Origin of the sequence: Enteractinococcus helveticum (genome assembly GCF_020742345.1) — a bacterium.
Taxonomy (GTDB): Bacteria; Actinomycetota; Actinomycetes; order Actinomycetales; family Micrococcaceae; genus Yaniella; species Yaniella helvetica_A.
In genome coordinates this window covers 1-20122 of record NZ_DYXC01000035.1, presented here as the reverse complement: position 1 = coordinate 20122, position 20122 = coordinate 1, and the positions used below count along the sequence as shown (strand labels likewise).

At 58.3% G+C, this 20122-nt stretch carries 14 protein-coding genes; 8 read left to right on the top strand and 6 right to left on the bottom strand.

Features of this window, described 5'->3' with window-relative positions; translation table 11 throughout:
* Entirely contained in the window at window positions 1-3432 is a 3432-nt protein-coding gene (locus tag K8V32_RS02965) for a glycosyltransferase (RefSeq protein ID WP_303902652.1), read from the top strand.
* Window positions 3429-5162 carry a DUF5719 family protein gene (locus tag K8V32_RS02960; protein ID WP_303902649.1) on the top strand — a complete coding sequence of 578 codons (1734 nt, stop codon included), beginning with the start codon at window positions 3429-3431 and terminating at the stop codon, window positions 5160-5162. The genes K8V32_RS02965 and K8V32_RS02960 overlap by 4 nt, the downstream gene beginning before the upstream one ends.
* A gap of 43 nt (window positions 5163-5205) precedes the next feature.
* Here K8V32_RS02960 and K8V32_RS02955 read toward each other — a convergent pair whose 3' ends face one another.
* Window positions 5206-5562 (bottom strand): hypothetical protein, encoded by a 357-nt coding sequence (locus K8V32_RS02955; RefSeq protein WP_303902646.1) that lies wholly within the window; start codon window positions 5560-5562, stop codon window positions 5206-5208.
* Window positions 5563-5613: 51 nt separating this feature from the next.
* Between K8V32_RS02955 and K8V32_RS02950 the strand changes: the two genes are divergently transcribed.
* The gene (locus tag K8V32_RS02950; RefSeq protein ID WP_303902644.1) at window positions 5614-5994 is read left to right on the top strand and encodes a DUF3499 family protein; all 381 of its coding nucleotides are present in this window, start codon (window positions 5614-5616) and stop codon (window positions 5992-5994) included.
* A 74-nt stretch (window positions 5995-6068) separates the two neighbouring features.
* On the top strand, window positions 6069-7610 hold the full coding sequence (gene ahcY, locus K8V32_RS02945) for an adenosylhomocysteinase (protein ID WP_303902641.1): 1542 nt from the start codon (window positions 6069-6071) through the stop codon (window positions 7608-7610).
* 61 nt (window positions 7611-7671) lie between these two features.
* Here ahcY and K8V32_RS02940 read toward each other — a convergent pair whose 3' ends face one another.
* Window positions 7672-9801 carry an HNH endonuclease signature motif containing protein gene (locus tag K8V32_RS02940; protein ID WP_303902638.1) on the bottom strand — a complete coding sequence of 710 codons (2130 nt, stop codon included), beginning with the start codon at window positions 9799-9801 and terminating at the stop codon, window positions 7672-7674.
* 356 nt (window positions 9802-10157) lie between these two features.
* Entirely contained in the window at window positions 10158-10952 is a 795-nt protein-coding gene (locus tag K8V32_RS02935) for an RDD family protein (protein WP_303902635.1), read from the bottom strand.
* A gap of 95 nt (window positions 10953-11047) precedes the next feature.
* Between K8V32_RS02935 and K8V32_RS02930 the strand changes: the two genes are divergently transcribed.
* Entirely contained in the window at window positions 11048-12040 is a 993-nt protein-coding gene (locus K8V32_RS02930) for a stage II sporulation protein M (RefSeq protein ID WP_303902632.1), read from the top strand.
* Window positions 12041-12126: 86 nt separating this feature from the next.
* Window positions 12127-13239 (top strand): TIGR01906 family membrane protein, encoded by a 1113-nt coding sequence (locus K8V32_RS02925; protein ID WP_303902629.1) that lies wholly within the window; start codon window positions 12127-12129, stop codon window positions 13237-13239.
* Here K8V32_RS02925 and K8V32_RS02920 read toward each other — a convergent pair.
* Complete coding sequence (locus K8V32_RS02920; RefSeq protein ID WP_303902626.1) at window positions 13236-15050, bottom strand: AMP-dependent synthetase/ligase; 1815 nt, start codon at window positions 15048-15050, stop codon at window positions 13236-13238. The genes K8V32_RS02925 and K8V32_RS02920 overlap by 4 nt on opposite strands.
* Window positions 15051-15193: 143 nt before the next feature.
* A complete protein-coding gene (locus tag K8V32_RS02915; RefSeq protein WP_303902623.1) occupies window positions 15194-16822 on the bottom strand; it encodes a dolichyl-phosphate-mannose--protein mannosyltransferase in 1629 nt (542 codons plus the stop codon).
* 40 nt (window positions 16823-16862) lie between these two features.
* Here K8V32_RS02915 and rsmI point away from each other — a divergent pair, with 40 nt between their 5' ends.
* A complete protein-coding gene (rsmI, locus tag K8V32_RS02910) occupies window positions 16863-17726 on the top strand; it encodes a 16S rRNA (cytidine(1402)-2'-O)-methyltransferase (RefSeq protein WP_303902619.1) in 864 nt (287 codons plus the stop codon).
* Window positions 17727-17822: 96 nt separating this feature from the next.
* On the opposite strand, the gene K8V32_RS02905 is transcribed toward rsmI, so the two are convergent.
* Window positions 17823-19058: a ferrochelatase gene (locus tag K8V32_RS02905; RefSeq protein WP_303902615.1), complete on the bottom strand. Its 1236-nt coding sequence runs from the start codon at window positions 19056-19058 to the stop codon at window positions 17823-17825.
* 297 nt (window positions 19059-19355) lie between these two features.
* Between K8V32_RS02905 and K8V32_RS02900 the strand changes: the two genes are divergently transcribed.
* A complete protein-coding gene (locus tag K8V32_RS02900) occupies window positions 19356-19898 on the top strand; it encodes an SdpI family protein (protein ID WP_303902612.1) in 543 nt (180 codons plus the stop codon).
* The last annotated feature ends 224 nt before the right edge of the window (window positions 19899-20122 follow it).

The window sequence follows — 20122 nt, the reverse complement described above, 5'->3', positions numbered from 1 at the left end:
TTGGCTAAATACCACGTCACCGGGATATTCCTATTAGAGGATCCCGCAAGCGCTACCACCGAAGTTTTTACCTCCGCCCTACGCGGGTCGGTAGGTTTAGACACCGCGGTGGTGGTCACCGGCTCCAACGTGGAGCCTGCGGTGCTAAAAAACCTCAACAGGCTCATGGACACCTCCGGGGTGGCCCACCACCACATCGTGCGCAACCCGGGAGTCGCCCTGTCCGAGCAACTGGCAGAGGTCTTGGAGTCATCCCAAGCTGAGGCACAACGCGTCGGCGTCCAATCCTGGCTGTGGTTTCTAACCGAAAACACCGTGGTATCCGAAGATGCCCTGGCTCAACAACTACAGGCCGTGGAAATCTCACCGTCGGTTACGATTGCCGGGGCGAAGCAGCTGGTGGACCGCCAGTTGATCGACGTCGGATTGACCGTTGCCCACAGCGGTGATGTGTTGTCGATGATTGAACCCGGTGAACTCGATCAGGGCCAATACGACCACCGCACAGATACGTTTGCTGTCGCACTGCCCGCGCTGCTGGTGCGCACTGATGTCTTCGTGTCGCTAGGTGGTTTTGACGCACGTACCCCAGAATCCGTCCAAGCCGTAGATTTGTGTTGGCGTGCCCGACTGGCCGGACATCGCGTGGCGGTGGTGCCCGCAGCCGAGGTCCAACACGAAGCCCAACCCGAGACCCAAAGCATCGCCGAGCAGTGGGCGGCAGCCCGTTGGCTGCGCCTAAAACACGCCGGCGTGTTGGCCATGATTGGTGGCTGGCTGTGGGGGCTGCTGGCAGCACTGTACCGGATTGTCGTTGGGCTATTGGTTAAAGACCCGGCCACCGGATTCGCCCAAGCCTCCGGTATTTTCCAGACGCTGGGGCGGGTGGCTCCACTCCTGAGATCCCGTAGCGACGCCAAAGCAACCCGTACACGACCCTTCGACGCCGTTGATGAACTGCGCCCGTCACGAGCACGAGTGCGCGATTACCGACGTTCCGTACTGGAAATCTCTGAACCCGACCGGGTGATTGGCGACGGTACGGGGGTCTCCGCTGCGCCCCAAGAAGCGACCGGCGGTCACGACGATTTTGACGAACTGGCCACCCCTGATCGCAACTGGGTCGGGACCGGTGCCGTCACCCTGATCATTGCCTTGGGCGCGGTGGCACTATTAGGTCTCCGCCACCTGTTGGGGGTTCCAGCGTTGGCCGGCGGGAACCTGCTGCCGGTGACCGGCGACCTTGGCGTATTAGCGGCCAAAGCCGCCAGCGGTTGGAGCCTCGCCGGTGCCGGCGCACCCGGCTACGATGGTCCCTTCGGCTGGCTGTTGATGTTGTTTGGGCTATCCACAAACGCTTCGACAGTCATTGTCTGGCTGTGGGTCTTGGCTTTACCCCTGGCCGCACTGGGTGCCTGGACGCTATCCGGAGCTGTCACCTCCGGCCGTTATATTCGTTTTGCCGCGGGCCTGATCTGGGCCGGTGTTCCCGCCTTTTTGATCGCATTATCCGAAGGCCGCTTCGGCGGCGTCGTCGTCCATGTGCTGCTGCCCTGGTTCGTGCTGGCCCTACTCAAAGCCATTGGGTATCAACCCGACGACATCAAACTGTTTCATGCCCTGGGCGATGATACCAAACCGCGTCCGGTCCGGTTGGGTCGTAAACTTCGCGATGGCACCGCGACAACCTCGCTGACCGCGGCCGCCTGGGTTGCGATCCTGCTGACGGTGATCACGGCGGTTGCCCCGGTGATGTTCATTCCGTTGACCCTGGGCATCGTCGCGATTTTTTTCGCACTGCGACCGACCATGAAAACCCTGTGGTGGACTCCGCTGCTGGCGCTGACCTCGCTGCTACCGGCCATTGTGACCCACCGGTTGGACCTTCGCGCCATCTTCGCTGACCCCGGTGCACCCGCCGGATATGATCCAGCTCCAACCTGGCAACTGCTGCTGGGTCTGCCGCACCGCACCGCGTTGGACGCCGGGCTGGCCGAGCTGCCGTGGTTGGACGCGCTGAGCCCCACACTGCCCTGGGCAGGTATTGCGGTGGGTATTATTGCCGCGCCATTGTTGTGCATAGCGCTTATCGGGGTGAGTGCACCGGGGCGCGGGGGAGGGCTCGCCCGCACGGCGGCACTGACCGCCATCGTCGGACTGGCAATAGGCACGCTGAGCGCCAGCATGATTTTCGCGATCGATCAAACCGGTGCCCCCGTCGCGCTGTCCACCATTCCAGCGGTCTCCCTGACCTGGATGGGCCTACTGGTGGCTGCGATCATCGGGGTCAACTATCTGACCGTTGCTAAATCCCAGCGGTTCACCACGGCCCGGAGCATTGGCAGGCGAGCCGGCTGGCCCGCCCGCACCGCAACGACGATCCTTGTACTGACCGGTATGATCGCCGCCGGCCTGTGGTTAACCCCGCGCGTGGTTCCCGGCGAAACCCTGGCCCAAGCGCGGACCGACGCCCAAGACCAGCGCGAGGTTGCCGCCGCTGAAGCTGCAACCGATGCACACCTCGACACCACCGCCGCAGGACACGAACACGCCACCGGAACGCCAAGCGTTACCGGCGTCGTGCAACGCTCCCTGCCCGCCACCGCGGTGGATGCGGCCTTATCGGAGCTGCAAGCCCGCACGTTGGTGATCACCCGGACCACCGAGGGCATCCGCACCCATCTGATCTCGGGTGAAGGCACCATGCTGGATGACATGACCGGCACCTGGACTACCCGTTCGGTCACCGGGGGACTATTCGCCCCGCAAGCCGCGAATGCCGATGACGCCGATAATGCGCTTCGCACCGTGGCCGCACAACTGACCTCGGGTGCTGACACCGATCCGCGTCCGATCCTGGATGCCCTCGGTGCCGGCTATGTGGTCCTGACTGACCCATCGGGCACCGAAACTACCCTGGCCGCCGGCATCGATGCGGCACCCGGACTTGCCGCCGTAGGACATTCCCAAGCCGGCTGGCTGTGGCGAGTTGTACCCGAGGACGCCACAGCAGATGAGGCCTTGGGCGTTGATGTGCTCACCGCCGATGGTGTTACGGCTCCGCGCGGTACAGCCACCGCTCGGGCTCGGATCGTGGAAGATGACCAGACCGTGGCCATTGCGGCCTCGAATCCCAACGGAGCTATTGATGTTCAGCTGCCCGATGGGCCCGAGGGACGCCTACTGGTGGTCGCCGAGCGAGCCAATCCGGGATTCCGGGCATATGTGGACGGTCAAGAACTCACCGCAACCACCACGGAACCCGAGTGGGTTCAAGCCTTTGAACTGCCCGCATCCGGTGGCAACCTGACCATGGAATACACGCCCACTGCTGGCAAATGGCTGTGGCTGATCCCGGGCATCGTGGGCATTGTCACCGTGCTGTTGGCTATCCCAACGCCAGCGCGTCGTCGACCCAGGGAGGACGCATGACCAACGAGCACAACACACCAACCCCACAACCCGCGGTTGAGCCCACCGAACCTGCACCCGATACTGGGTCAACCGACCGGGCGCGTCGTCGCGAAGCCGCCCTGCGCCGTCTCGAACGCACCAGCTTATCCAAGCGCACCGCCGCCCTGCTAGGCCTGGGCACCGCAGCGGCAGTTGCGGCAATCACCACGGCCGGCAGTCTGTGGTCGCCCGGCCCACCGGCCATGGACACCGAGGCTCGCGCCGCCGAGCTGCCTGCCACCCCGGTGATGGGCGTGTGCCCAGGCGCACCCGCGTTGCCCGAAGGCGCAGGCTCCGATGAAGACCTCGACTTTTCGCCACTGTCATCGGACGCCGCAACCGCGCTGACCGTCACCGCCGGATCTGATCTGGCCGGCAACATTCCGGGCATCTCGTATTTTGCGGCAAGCCCCGGAACCGATGGCCCCGGCTCCACCCAAGACATCACCGAGCCCCTGGACCAACAGCTACAACAGGGCCCACCGGCCACCGCAGCTAGCGACGGCACCGTGCAACAACTAGCGCACTACGATGCAATCACCGATCCAGCCCAAGACGGCCAGCCCGTTGCCTTATCCGTAGAACCCGTGGGCGGTAACCCCGGACTCGCCGCTGCCACCACACAATATGCTGCTACCGACGGCGACCTGGCCGGCATGACCACCGGCACCTGTACCCCGGCAGCCCACCAACACTGGCTCACCGGTGCGATCACCACCACCGGCACCACCGCAGTATTGTCAATCACCAACCCTTCGTCCACCAACTCGACCGTAGATCTAGCCGTCTTCGGCGACACCGGACGCATCGAGGCATCAGGAGCCACGGGCATCGTCTTGGCCCCGGGGCAGACCACCTCAATGTTGGTCGCGGGTCTTGCCCCGCGCCAAGAGTCCGTGGCCATTGAAGTCTCCGCCTCGGGCGGCCCGGTCGCCGCGAGCATTCAGCAGCACCGACTCGACGGCATCGTCCCGGCCGGCGTCGACACCCTGCAACCGGCCGCGACCGGTACCAATGTCGTCGTCCCGGGCATTGTGATTGACGACGACGCCGCTGCCATCTCCGAAGGCTCCGGACTCGAAGGCCAAACCCCGCAGTTGCACATCGCCTCAACCGGTGCCGCCGCCTCGGCCACCATCAGTTTGCGAGGCCCAGATGGTCCGGTAGATATCCCAGCCGAAGCCTCCGCCGTCGAACTGGCTCCCGGTGCCACAACAACTGTGGATCTGACCGGAGTCGACCCCGGCACCTATGCGGTCGCCATCGAAGCGGATGCCAATATTGTGGCCTCGGCGACCTCACTGGCCTTCAACCCGGCAGCAGATAATGACGACGCCACCGGCAACACCGCCGCCGTCGATACCGCCTACCAGTCGGCCACCCGGCCTATCCGCGGCGAAACCATGGTCGCGCTGCCAGCACTGGGTAGCCCAGCATCCCAACTGGTATTGTCCACGGATACCGACGCCACCGTAAATGTCACCCCGATCAACTCCGATGGAGAAGTGGGCGAAACCCGCGAACAAGAACTTGCAGCCAACTCCGCGGTAACCGTCACCGATGACGACGCCACCGCATACCTGTTAGAAACCGGTTCCAGTTCCGTGCACGCCGGTGTGGTCACCACCTCGGAGGCTGGTATCTCCGCGATGCCCGTCAACACCGTGACCGCCACCGGTTCCGGTCTGCCGGTACGCCTGGGATACTAGACGCCACAAGAAATTCTGCGCGCAACTCAGCGAACCTTAGAATTTAGAATTCTGGGTCCACCTCGGACACCGTCTTACCCGTAAGTGCCGCCCACTCGGTGATCAACAGTTCATAGAGCCGCTCGGGCAACAGCCCGTCGTCGGGGTATTTCAGTTCGATGAATTTGCGGTGCAGCGTCAGCGCGACTTGGCCGGATGCCCCAATCCCACCGGCGATCAACGGGGCTACGTCGTCCTTACGCCACCAGTTCATATCAGCAGGTGCAGTCACATACTGGATTACGGCAACATCACCCACCTGATCCAAAAACCACCGGTGGGCAATGCTCAAAGCATGGTCAAATCGATCCGCCGGCAGCGGTCTGCGCCCATGCCGATCAGGCGAAAAGAATCTAGCCACACCCCAAGACTAACAACCTTGATGACAATCCGTAGGCTAGACTGAATCGCTGTGGGAACTCAACGACTTTGCACCAAAACCGCTTGCTCAAATTCAGCTGCAGCAACGCTGACCTTTAACTATGCTGATTCGACCGTCGTGTTGGGCCCCATGTCACAGCGTGTCGAACCGCATGCCCACGACCTATGTGCCAAACATGCTCAGCAATTCACCGCTCCGGTGGGCTGGGAATTTCTGCAACTGACCGAAAATCTACAAGACGATGATGATCTGCTCGCTGTGGCCAATGCCGTGTCTAAGCCCGAAAGCCCAGATGCCCCTGCTGAGGCCAGCTCTGGGACCATCCAACCGGTCGACCGCTCCGTGGCACCAACACGACCTAGCCCACTACCCGAACAACCCGTCGGTTTGCGTCTGATTCGTCCCGAGTAAATTCGGTTGGATTATATGACGTCCCGTTGCCCTGCAACGGGTGGTTGCACCGTGAGGCAGTAGTGTTAACTACCATGAGTATTTCGCCTGCCGTTGACCCGGCTTTTTCGAATAAATCGACCGTCCCAGGTGCCGACTTCGACTTCGCGATTCGCGACATTTCTTTGCATGAAGTCGGACGCCATCAGATCCGTCTTGCCGAACATGAAATGCCAGGCCTGATGGCACTGCGTGAACAGTACGGTGATTCGCAGCCGTTGAAGGGCGCACGCATCGCCGGTTCGTTGCACATGACCGTCCAAACCGCTGTGCTCATCGAAACCTTGTCACACCTGGGGGCTGAGATTCGCTGGGCTTCGTGCAATATTTTTTCCACCCAGGACGAAGCCGCCGCCGCGGTCGTTGTGGGCGACGGTACCGCTGAAAAACCAGCCGGTGTACCGGTCTTCGCTTGGAAGAACGAATCCCTTGAGCAATACTGGTGGGCCGCTGAACAGATCTTTGTGTGGCCAGGTGCCAAAGAGGATCCAACGCTTGGTGCGAATATGATCCTCGACGACGGCGGTGACGCCACCCTGTTAGTTCATAAAGGTGTTGAATTTGAAGGCGTGGGCATGGTGCCTGCGGCCAGTGAAGACGATGCTGAAGAATACAAAGTCATTCTGGCAGCCCTGCGGAAGTCACTGGAGACCGATAACCAGCGTTGGACCCGCATTGCCAAGAACCTGCGTGGTGTCACCGAAGAAACCACCACCGGCGTACTACGTCTGAACCAGATGTTTCAAAACGGAGAATTGTTATTCCCTGCTATCAACGTCAACGACGCGGTTACCAAATCGAAGTTTGACAACAAATACGGTATCCGTCACTCGTTGCCTGATGGCATCATGCGCGGTACAGACGTACTGCTGGGCGGTAAGACCGCCGTCGTCGCCGGCTACGGTGACGTTGGTAAAGGTGCTGCCGAAGCGTTTCGTGGTCAGGGCGCCCGCGTGATCGTGACTGAAATTGATCCGATCAACGCCCTGCAGGCGGCTATGGACGGTTTCCAGGTAGCTCGTCTTGAAGACGTCGTAGCGACGGCAGATATCTTCATCACGACTACGGGTGGTCGTGACGTCATTATGACCGAGCATATGCTGGCCATGAAAGATAAGGCCATCGTTGGCAACGTTGGTCACTTTGACAACGAGATCGATATGGCAGGTTTGTCGCAGGTTCCTGGTGTCGAGAAGGTTGAGATCAAACCTCAGGTTCACGAGTGGGTCTTCGATAAGGGTACTGAAAACGAGCGCTCGATCATTGTGTTGTCCGAAGGCCGTCTATTGAACCTTGGTAACGCCACAGGTCACCCATCGTTTGTCATGTCTGCGTCGTTTACCAACCAGGTGATGGCTCAGATTGAGCTGTTCAATGCTGAAGGTGGCGCCGGCTCAATTACTGGCAAGACCTACGAGATCGGTGTGCATGTATTGCCGAAACTACTTGATGAGCAGGTTGCACGATTGCATTTGGATGCGTTGGGTGTTCGCTTGACTGAGCTGAACAAAACTCAGGCAGAATACTTGGGTGTAGATGTCGCTGGGCCATATAAGCCGGAGCACTACCGCTACTAGGTGTCGTTTGAGCGTATTGCCACCGTTATCCATGAGATAACGGTGACAATACGTGTTTATCTTAGGTGTTCCAATAGGCGTTGCGGAGTAATGGCTGGGCCGGATCAATCCATCGGGCCGGTTGGAAGAAGGTGAGCCCATTGTGTTTTCGAATAGTCCATCGGCCTTGGTGTAGCGCATCATGATGGAATGGACATAAGGCGATGCCGTTGTCTTCGTCCGTTGGTCCACCGTTAGCCCAAGCCTTAATATGGTGGATATCGCAATAGGCCGCTGGGACTGGGCAGCCAGGTGCTTGACATCCTTTATCTCGGGCCAGGATGGCACGTCGTTGAGCTGCGGTGTGCAGCCGATGGGCGCGCTTCTGTTGCAAGACCTGGTCGGGCCCATTCCAGATTTGTCCCGTGATGGTTGCGTTACACAGCAGACTCTCCACCTCATCCGGATGGATGGGACCAATGTTGACCGCTTCTGACTGATATGGCGTCCAAGGGGGAGGCTTATCGTCGTCATCGGCGACAGGATCCGGTGGGACGTGTTGGCTGAATTGATATGGATTATCCAAACATTCTGGTTCGTTTGGATCATCTGGATTGGGCCGCTTGATCACCGGTGGCAAATAGCCGTCGGGTCCTGCGGGTCTTCGTGCTGCTTCGGGAATCGAACCGAGCCCAAGGGTATGGTATGCGGTTTCAATATCCTGGACAACCATGAGTTGAGCGGAAATGCCATGGGCCTTCTTTCCGCCAAATTCGGTTGGATCCATGCTCAACAGGGCCAGCATATGGCTCAGCAGGATACTGCCCATCTTTTGTCCAGTTGTCAGTTTCTCAATCAGATTCATGTCTCTGGAAGTAAGTAGGGTGCCATCAGCTGACTCAGCTACGACTTGTGTCGGGTCAGGAGTGGTATCCCAGGTGGTCATTGAACCAAGCCAAGCACTCGGGATCGTGAGCTGTTGATCTTTATCATCAGCGTTGTCTTCTGATGAATCCCAATCAGATTCGAGCTGTGATGATTCGTTGGACTTGGGTTGTGATGACTCTTCGGTCCCATGACGGGTCTCATGCGACGCTGCTGTCACATCATTATTTGTTGCTGTGTCGTCCGTGTCGGTATCCGGGGTGAGGAAATCCAGCAGCGTGAGTGCTTCGTCTGAAATGAGTACTGGGGAACCTGCGAGATCCAATTGCTGCAGCATCCAATTCTTGAAGCTAGCCGTGACCGCTGGAGTGGCGTGCATGGAGAAAATAGCACTACCATCCGGTTGATCTCGATACTTCAGAGCATTGTCTGCTTCCTTCGCGAAGGCTCTGGATGGTGAAGGCCCGTCAGGGCAAATCCAATGGACCATTTCTTCCAACCAGCGTTTCTTGACCTTCGACAATTCATCAGGTGTCGTTGATTCTGCGGTCTCAACCATTACGGGTTCAAAGACTTCTAACACTTGGTCTTTGCGCTCTAAGGGTTGTTTTGTTTTCTGTGAATACTTAATCAGTTCCTCATCAAAACTGATCAATTTATCAGCATTGTCTATGGGGAGATCACCGGATGCCATGGACTCGGCGAGTTTTTCGAATGTAGGTTTGGCATCTGATGCCTCGGGGTGCAGCCCAGGTCGGTGGGCGAAGTACTTTCCACGTTTGATAATTTTTCGCGCATCGGCACGAGAGATTCGCATTGTCGTAGTCAAATAATCTGCAACATCACGAAAGTCTTTCGTCTTCCTTGGCGTGCCAAGATAGCGCCGTTGATCAGCCATCGACGCTTCGAGATAGCGCGAATACTGCGTCATCGCACTGGCATGAAACCTGGAGATCTGGCTGAGCATATTGCCCAGGGCCGGCAGAGAGTCACAATAATTGTCTGGTTCAATTGGCGCCGCAATTTCTTCATCGAAATTGCGTTCAGAAGGTTCGGTTTTCTCTGCTGTGGCTGTGCTATCAGCGGCTGGGCTGTCCGTCGGAGTTGATTCACCGTGGAATCCCGACCAATCTCTGCCAGCGGCATCAATGTAGGTTGGGATTTCGGTGTACGTCGCTGGGTTTGCCATACGCTGCGACGCAACCTGCATCAGCACGGTGGCTGCGTGCATGACCTCACCAAGTGAAGCATCATCAAATTCATCTACATTCAACAGACGGGTGGACACGGGTGAACCCAGATCGGGAAGGATTTTTGGGATATCCACAACCGTGTCCTTTCACTATCAGAAGGTCGATGACTCGCAGTTGCCATGTGCTCGAGGAGAAGAAGTTATTAGCTCTATTTTATCGCGTTGAACCCTAAGAAACAAGGAAAAGTATGTTCTTTTATAAAGTTGTTCAATACTTCAAGTCGGTTATGGATGCTCTATATCATAGAATTTGAATTTTTGATGAGTGTGTTGTCATTATTGTGGATAACAAGAACTTTCTTTGGAACTTATCCACAATGCAGGCGACACGGTTGCATCCATCGAATTAATAGCTAGCGGGCGTACCGGGACATAAAAATCCCCGGGCCGAAGCATCGTGGCCCGGGGACTGAGTGCATCATTGTGCGGTGTTAGTTTCGTAAGTATTGTTGATCGCGCTCACGGCGTTCACGACGCTGCTGCAAGACCGCTTGATCTCTATTGCGTCGTTCTGCCATGACCCCGATGAGAAAGGTCAACGGGTCGACACCTGGTGGGGGCCCGGGCGTTACATAATGTCGCATCTGCTCGGTCACGGTCGCGGCCAGCGATGCAAGGGCAGTAGGATTCATGGTGGAGAGATTACGGATCAACTCATTGGCTTGGCTTGCCAGCCCGGTCGGGATCCGACCAACATCGGCGACCTGTGCCCATTGCTCCATTGCTGCCGGGAGGCCAGGCAGTTCTGCAGCTGGGCGAGGTGCACGGGATATAATGACAAAGGTACCGGCCATCATGTCCCCGAGACGTTTGGACTGACGATTAAATAACGACGTGATGATCGCTATGGAACCGCCCGTCATCCACAGTTCAAAGACCCCGGTGAGACACCGAATAAAGGCATGACGCCACCGGATGGTTCCGCCGTCGTCACGGACAACCCGTAAGCCAAAAATAAACTTACCAATCGAATGCCCCTTCGACAGGCCCTCGACCAGCAGCGGGATCAGAAACATCAGCGTAATGGCCGCCAGAATCATCACGGCCTGGCTCGCGGCGATATCCATGGCGTAGATCGAGGTGTAGCGTCCTAACCCGATGAGCATGAAAATCCAGGCCACCGTGTAAATGATCGCATCGAGGAATGCGGCACCCAGGCGCGGCATGAAATTTGCAGCACGTAGGTTCAGCACAACGGCCTCGCCGGTGATGGTGTATTTATGCACGTACGGCCCAACTTTCATAATGTTTTAGTTCTGAGTTTAGTCTTCATGTGGGTTTGGGTAGGTGTCCCACACCCAAGCCTAGTAGTGTGGGGCACGTGGATCTTGAAGCCTATGCAACAACGCACCGTGACGACTGGCAGCGACTCCATCAGCTGTCCAGGGTTGGGCGACTCAACGCCCAAGAGATTGACGAATTGGTGGAACTTTATGAGCGGGTGTCCACGCACTTGTCTATCGTGCAGGCACAAGATCCCGACGGCGGCTATGCTAACCGGCTGTCCCTGTTGATCGCTCGAGCCCGCGCCAAGCTCACTTCGGCAACCGGATCGCCGGTTGCCGGAATCAAAAACTTTTTCGCCGTCAAACTCCCGTATGCGCTGTACCAAATTCGCTGGCTGACCATCGTGCTAGGGGCGGCCTTTACGGCACTGGCTCTAGCCTATGGTTTCTGGTACGGCAATAATCCGGAAATGTTTGACGCCATGATCTCCGAGGAGTCTCAGATTGCCTACGTTGAGGAAGACTTTGTGGATTACTACTCAGAGAATCCGGCGTCGTCATTCACCACGTTGGTGTGGGTCAATAACGCCTGGATTGCCTTGCAAGAAGTGGCCTTCGGGATTACCGGATTCTTTGTGCCCTACGTCCTGTGGGTCAACGCGCAGGGATTGGGTATTTCGGCGGCCTTGATGCACAAATATGACGAGCTGGGCACCTTCTTTGCATTCATCACACCCCACGGACTCATGGAACTGACCGCTATTTTCATTGCTGGCGCTGCGGGGCTGCGCGTGTTCTGGGCCTGGGTTGCCCCGGGGCGAGCCACGCGTCTGCAGTCGCTGGCTTACTGGGGCCGCCAGTTGATCCTCGTGGGGGTCGGTCTGGTTGGGGTTTTGCTGATTTCGGGACTTGTGGAAGGTCTGGTGACGCCGTCCAACCTGCCCACCTGGGCCAAAATAACCATTGGCGCATTCGTGCTGGCCGGCTACTGGGCTTATACCTGGATGCTGGGTTCGCGCGCGGCCGCCGCCAACGCGGATGCTGATCTAGAAGATTACGACGGCGGACGCCAGCTGGTTACGGCCTAAAGGCTACGCAACGCGCCGCCAAAAACTCTCCTCGCCGTGGCCAACACCGTAGGCTAGCGATAAAGCGTGATGGAAAGGTGTGGGCTATGTCGAAGCAATCCAACGACCACCGGGACTTCTCCGACGACGACGATCATCAGGTTCGCGACCAAGAAACGCCGCGTTTGGCGCCCCCGACCGTAGAGGAACAGATTCGTCCGGCCGAGCCCATTGCCACCCCGCGCAGAAAACGTCGTCGCGTGGACCCCGATGGCGACGCACTGCAAACTACCGCGGCCCATCAGATACAAGAACCGGCAACGCGTAGCACACCGCCACCGCCACCAATTGCAGCGACTGCCGGATCGCATGCGGCAAGCCGTGATGATGCCATGGCCACGGAGCTTTTGGAAGATTCTTTCGAAGATGCTGCTGCTGCTCGGGCCAAAGCTCGTGATCGCGCGGCAGTGGGCTCACCAACTTTGGCCCGGATCCTGCAGGTCGTATTGGCCATTTTGGCCCCGATGGTCATTCTGATCGCGATGATCCGGTTGGTGGCCTCACCGGTGTTTTTGTGGTTTGAGTACCATCGTCCCGGATTCCCGGCCGATCAGTTCGGTTTGGAAACCGAAGACCGCCTGACTTTGGGATCCTACGGCCTGGACTACCTCTTTAACTTCGCCCCGCCGGCCTACCTGGGTGATTTGAGGTTTGCTAATGGTAACCCGGTCTTCACTGAGGCCGAGGTCGGCCATATGGCCGATGTCAAACAGGTCATGCTGGTCACCATGATTGCCGGGCTGGTCGCGGCGGTGGTGTGCGTCGTCGTTATGATCATGCTTTACCGCATGCGCAAGGGTGCGATTGCCCGGTCGCTATTTGCCGGGGCCGTGTGGTTAACCGTGGTCATGATCGTCCTGGCCGTGGTCGCGGCCTTCGGTTGGGAAGCGTTTTTTGCCGGGTTCCATCAAATGTTCTTTGCCGACGGGACCTGGACTTTTGCAACCTCAGACTCGCTGATTCGCCTCTACCCGGGCCAATTCTGGGTGGATGCCGCAGCCTGGGTTGCCGGACTGACGTTGGTCACCATGATCATCATCGCGGTCTGCACCGCCCCGACCGCGCGTCGCCGATACCACCGCGAGCGGGCCCAGCAGTTCCTGGAATCCCAGGTCACCGGCCGAGCATCGATAACACCAGCCCAGCCGGAAATGCGCTAGCCGTAGAGTTCGGTCATCGCGTCGTCAAAGTCCTTGATCACTGAAGCCCGACGTAGCTTTTCCGACGGGGTTACGTGCCCGGTTTCTTGTGAGAGTTCGGTGGGCAAAATAACCATCTTGCGCACGGATTCGGCCTTCGACACGCTCTGATTGGCCAGGTCAATGTAGCGTTGAATTTCGGCGTGTACAGCCTCATCGTCGCGTGCGTGCTCCAATGTTAACCCGACTTTGCCACGCCGGTCCGCCCACTGGGCCAGCTGTTCGGAATCCAGCGAAATCAGCACACCCACAAATGGTTTATTTTCCCCGACGACGACGGCGTGCCCCACAATCGGACACGACGAAATAACCTCTTCCAGCGGGGCCGGGGACACGTTCTTGCCGCCTGCGGTGACCAGCAGGTCTTTAGAGCGCCCGGTGATGTAGATGAATCCGTCGTCATCGATCTCGGCTAGATCCCCGGTGGCAAACCAGCCGTCGTCGTCGAATGAGTCTGCGGTGGCCGCCGGTGACAGGTACCCGGGGGAGACCACCACCCCGCGCAGCAGCAACTCCCCGGTTGCCGAAAGTTTGGCTTCCATACCGGGCACGAGTTTGCCCACCGAGCCCAGCCGGACGTGTCCGGGAACATTGACCGCGGCCGGGGCGGTGGATTCGGTCAGCCCGTAGCCTTCAAAGATCTCTAATCCCATTCCGGTGAACAGGTGGGCCAATTTCTCATTCAGCGGGCTGGCACCAGAAATTGCAGCCTTGGCTTGACCACCAAATACCGCACGAATCTTGGCGTAGACCAACCGATCGTACAGGGCATGTTTGGCACGTAACCCCACGGGCAGCTGTCCGGCTTGGCGGGCACGCGACCACTGCTCGGCTACATGAATCGCATCGGTCAGCAGGCTTTTGCGCAAGCCTTTGGCGTCCTCGGCCTGGGCCAAGACGGTCGTATAGGCTTTTTCCAACACGCGCGGAACCACCAGTAACCAGGTGGGCTGATATGCCTGCATGAGCGTGGTGACATTAGCGGTGTCGGAGGTGTGGGCGATCTGAATGCCCGACACCAGTGCGAAGTATTGGACCGCGCGGGCCAGAATGTGAGCCAGCGGTAGGAACATCAACAGCCGCGGGGTTGGGTGGTTCAACACAATCTCCTGGGCCCAGGGCACAATATTGACCGCGCCCTCGGCCAGGTTGCGATGCGAAATCTTGGCACCCTTGGGTGGGCCAGTGGTACCCGATGTGTAGACCACAGTTGCCGTGGAATCCATGGTCGCTACCGTGCGGGCGGTTTCCAGGTCGTCGTCGGAAATCTCGACGCCGGCCCGGGCTAATTGTGCCAAACCGTCATCAGAGAGTTCATATTGCTGGATGGTTTCCAAGGCTTCAGTGGTCTGGACGGCCCGGGTCACCGCGCGTGCAGGAGTGGATCCTGCAACAAAAACCCGCTCGGCCCCGGAATCGGTGAGAATGTGGGCGATTTGTGACGGCGAGGAGGTCTCGTAGATGGGCACCGAGATGGCCCCGGCAAACCACAACGCCTGATCAATGACAGCCCACTGGTAGCTGGTGGCAGACATCACGGCAACCATGTCGTCGGGTTTGATCCCCGAAGCTATGAGACCTTTGGCGACCTTGCGCACCTGGTCCAGGAAATCGAAGGCGGTGACTTCGCGCCAGTTCAGATGTTCGACGTCGTTGGTGGTTTGTACCGCATACACCACTCTGGCCGGCTGGGCCCCGAGCCGCTCAATGACCAGGTCGGTGAGGTTAGCTTGTGAATCGAGCCGGGTGATGTAGGGGGCTGAAACGTGCACGGGGCCTGCTTTCTGGGGTGGTGAACTTTCTGGGGTGGTGAAAATTGCCGCGACTCAGTCTACCGCCCCGGCCACTACCTTGTCATGACGTGGGCCATAGTATTGCGGTGTGGGTCACAAATGAGTCGTGCCGAGCATCAGGATTAGATCCAGGATTGGAACCACATGCGCGCCCGCCACTGATGTTGGGACAGCGGTTCGCCCGTCCAAATTGGCATGAAATATGCGCTGACGGCCAGGGCCGCAAGCACAAAGAGACTGATACTCACGACGGCGACACGCCGCGAAGCAAATCCGGTGCCTGACTGCGTGGTGCGCGCCAACCACAACCCGGCCACGTAGGTGATCGCCAGGATGAGAAATGGCACATAGGCCACGGTGTAGAAGAAGAACATGGTTCGGGCTGGCCACAACACCCAGATGAGTTGTCCTGCCGCATAGACGGCCAGGATGGCACCGGCGCGCCAGTCGCGGATGAGCAGCCAGCGGATAACGATGATGACGATGGCGAATAATCCGGTCCACCAGATTAGCGGATTGGGCAGATCCAGGATTGCCGCGGAACACTCCTCAGCGGCGCATTGGACGTTTTCGGTGCGATAGTAAAAGGATACCGGGCGTCCAGCAAAGGGCCAGGTCCAGGCGGATGAGGCGTAGTTGTGAGAACTGTCCAGTCCGGTGTGAAAGGTTGTGGATTGGACATGATAGTGGATCAGTGATGCCAACCAGTTAGGTAATGCAGTGGACTGGTCGGCAGCCCAATTGCGGTAGTAGCCGCCTGATGAACTCAGCCAGCCCGCCCAGGTTGCCACGTAGGTGACTGCGCCAACGCCGACTATACATACGAGTGCCCACAGACCATCCAGGACGACGGCGCCGGGCAGCCAGCGGCGCACACCGGCGCTGCGGCGTGCGGTGGCATCCCACCAGACGGTGAGCAGGCCAAAGGCCGCAACGAAAGCCAGCCCGGAAAGTTTAATAGACACCGCAATGCCTAGCAGCACACCGGCGACGATACGCCAGGGCCGAAGTCCTAGCCAGGGGCCATAAGTGGCGGTCTTCTGCCACTGGGTGCGGTCATAGTCGGTGGCGTCGGTAGTGGTGAAGCGTCGATAGCGGGTGGCCAGTTCGGTGGCCAGGCGTCGTCGTCCCCATCGTCGATCGGCGACCAGGGCACAGAATGCTGCCAGGACGAATAGCATCAGGAAAATGTCCAGCAGGGCGGTACGGGACATCACGATGTGGTGGCCTTCGATGGTCAGCAGCAGGCCCGCGACAGATGCCAGGAAGAGGGAGCGGAAAAGTTGAGCGGCCAGTATGAACGTCAATAACACCGATAGGGTTCCGGCAAGGGCGGCGGTGACGCGCCAACCAAAGGCGCTATCGTAGCCAAACAGCGCCATCCCGGCGCCGATAAGCCATTTGCCAGCAGGCGGATGGACCACGTAGGCGGCGTCGTCATTGGGTTGGGCTTGCCCGGCAATAAAGGCGTCGTCGACGTCGTCGTCCCAGGAACGCTCATAGCCGAAATGCCACAGCGAGTACGCATCTTTGACGTAGTAGGTTTCGTCGAAGATCAGCTCATTGGGATGGCTGAGGTTCCAGAAACGCAACAGGCCGGCGGCGACGGTGAGGATCGCGGCGATGATCCAGCCGGTGCGGCCCAGGTGGAACGTTGGATACAACAGCCGAGCCTTGAGGCCTGCCAACGAGAAGGCCTCGGAAGCAGGTTGTAGCCAGTCATGAGGGAAGCGTTGTTGCGTTGTTGACACACAGGCCATGCTACCGGTGATGTGGCATGATAATGGGATCATGGACGCACCCCGTAGACACGCCGAAACCACTGCCGCCGAGTTGACCTTGGCGGCCACACCGATCGGGAATTTGGGGGATCTGACCGACCGGGTCAAAGCTGTGTTGGGCCAGGCCGATATTATTGCCGCCGAAGATACCCGGTCGCTACACAAGTTGTTGCATGCGGCCGGGGTGCAGTTTTCTGGCACGGTTGTGTCGCATCATGAACATAATGAGGCTGAGTCGTCCAAGGGCCTGATCGAGGCGGTGCGTCAAGGCAAGCGTGTGGTGTTTGTGCCCGAGGCCGGAATGCCGGCGATTTCTGACCCGGGGTATCGTTTGACTCAGGAAGCCATTGCTGCCGGCGTGGATGTGACCGTAGCTCCCGGCGCCTCGGCTGCTATGACCGCACTGGTGTTATCCGGGCTGCCGACTGATCGGTTTGCGTTTGAAGGGTTTATCCCGCGCAAGGCAGGGGAGAAAGCTACAGCGCTGGCTGCGCTCGCCGCTGAGACTCGCACCCTGATCTTTTATGAATCCCCGCACCGTACCGCCGAAACACTGAAGGCGATGGTCCAAGCGTTTGGTCTTCAGCGGCAGGCTGCGGTGGCGCGCGAGTTGACCAAGCTGCACGAAGAGATTGCTCGTGGCACACTCGCCGAGTTGATTGACTGGGCAGAATCCAAGACGTTAAAAGGTGAGATTGTCATCGTCGTCGGGCCGGCACCTGCTGCAGCTCAGGCAACTTTTGACCAGGCGCTGGCCCAGGTGCGTGCACTGGTGGATGCTGGTGAACGGTTGAAAGCCGCGACTCGGCAAGTGGGTCAGGATACCGGGCATTCGGCTCGCGAACTGTATAACGCCGCGCTGGAAGACCGTTAGGCCGCAAGAGTTCTAGGATAAATAAGACCGGTGGCACTCGTGAGAAAAATCAGGAAGATCTTCTCACCAGCACCACCGGCTCAAAACTTCTTCAGGTTAGGGCAGCAGACCACCGATTGCGGCCCGCAGTGAGCCGGAACCCTGGCAGCAGCCGGCACGGCAGACATCATAGCCCGGGCCGTATTTGGTCAGTGCCTTGCGCTCAGCGACTGGAGTCCCGTTGAGACGCTCTTCAACCAGATCTACCATTGCGGCAACAAACTCTGGGTGAGTACCCGGGGTTGCAACACGCTTATAGGCCAGACCCTGTTCGTCAGCGGTTTCCTTGGCTTCAATATCCAGGTCCCACCAGACTTCCATGTGGTCGGAGAGGAAGGTGGCTGGCACGACGACGACGGCCTTGCGTTTGCCCTGCAGACCTTCCAGGTAGTCATTAATGTCAGGTTCGAGCCATGGAATGTGGGCTGGACCGGATTCAGACTGAAAGACCAATTCCCAGGGAATATCGACACTGTATTTTTCTTTGACCGCATCCATAACCAGGCCGCCAACGGCCAGGTGCTGGGCCTTATATGCGCCGTGCTCAGCGTAATCGTGTTCGTCTGGCTCGCCAGACCGGGCATTGTCTTTAATTGGGATCGAGTGTGCAGAGAATAGCACTTCGACGTCATTGGCAAGATCTAGATCTGGGTGTTCTTCGACCAGCTCGGCAACGGCCTTCAACGTGCCTTCGATGAACGGGTTCACAAAACCTGGGTGATCAAAGAAGGTACGCGATGAGTCGATTTGCACGTCATCCCACAGATCCAGTGCTTCGAGTGCATCGGCGAAGTCTTCGCGGTACTGGCGGCACGAGGAATAGGCCGAATAGGCGGAGGTCACCAGCGCGAAGATTTTGGTTGGTCGACCTTCGACCTTATTTTCTTCATGAGCCTTGGAAACCGCTTCGGTGAAGTAGGGGTCCCAGTTGCGGTTGCCAAAATACACCGGCAGATCGATGTTGCGGGACTTGAGTTCTTCCTCAATCGCAGCCTTGAGCGCTAGGTTCTGTTCGTTGATCGGGCTGACGCCACCGGCTTCGCGGTAGTGTACGGCGACTTCTTCAAGTCGTTCATCTGGGATATTGCGACCCATGGTGACATTGCGCAAAAACGGGATGACATCGTCTTGACCATTGGGGCCACCATATGACGACAGCATGATGGCATCGAATTCGGTAGGAACTTCAACCCATTTGTCGCCGGCCGCGGCTTCTGGTGTGGCCGCTGGGACACGCGCACCAGCTTGGACGACGACGCGGGATGAGGGTTGAGGTTTTGACCATTCGGTCACGCAGGCCTCCTGAGGGTTGGGCATCAAAACGATCTGGCAGATCGTGAGCCGAGGTGATTTATGAAGTTCTCAAGGTGTTGTCGAGTGAAAGAAGTATGGCTTCGTCTTTTCAGTTTAGCCAGCGTCAGGAGGGCAAAGCCATTTGGGTCAAGCGGATCCTTCAGCTGCTCGATGAACAGTGAACAAACTCACCCTCGGCTAAGTTGGTGGCAACCGGCAGGAGAGTTTTTGGGGTAGCTGCACTCTAGACTTGATGGCTGAGCAGATAAATCAGCGGCTGTTTCTAGAAAGGCACTCATGACGACCAGCGGTCAGGACCGTGAACCAATGCGCAACCGTGCCGGGACCATGGTGTACGGCAGTTTCCGGGAGCGCCCGGCATCAAAGATTCGGCTCAGTCCGTTCTTTCGGGCTTTGCAGGCCGGTAGTTGGCTGATTGCTGTCGGCCTGCCCATCTACTTCCTTGTCGCGATCCGCCGGTACGACGGCGAGGTTCCCATGCATTTTGATTTCACCGGCAATGTGACTCGTACCGGGCCGGCGACTGAAGCGATCATCACCCTGGTCACCACCGCGCTGTGCGTGATCGGCCTGCTTGTGCTGGCCAGGTATCCACGCATTTTGAACTTTCCGGTCATGCTCACCGAAGACAATGTGCAACAACAGTATCGGTACGGGATAGAGCTGATGACCTGGGTAGCAGCAGCCTGCGCAGGAATTATGGTCGTGATGGCATTTGCACAACTGTCGGGCTGGTCGATCAATTGGATCTGGTGGCCGTTGGGTGGCATGTTTGTGGCCATCGGATACTACATTTGGCGCATGTTAAAAGCGCAATGACGGCGTCGTCATGCCCGAGTGGCATACCTTGTATACTGCCTGCACATACCCGCAGGGGTATTGTATGCTGCCTGGAGCAGCTACCTCGCATTACGTGATGGCGCTAACGATCCAGTGATATCTACATGTTAGATTTATTGGCGAGTTGAACTTCTCGGTGCCTGAGAGTGCGTATGCGCTCAGCGCCCATCCGACAGATCGAAAGAAGGTAATCCGTGACTGTC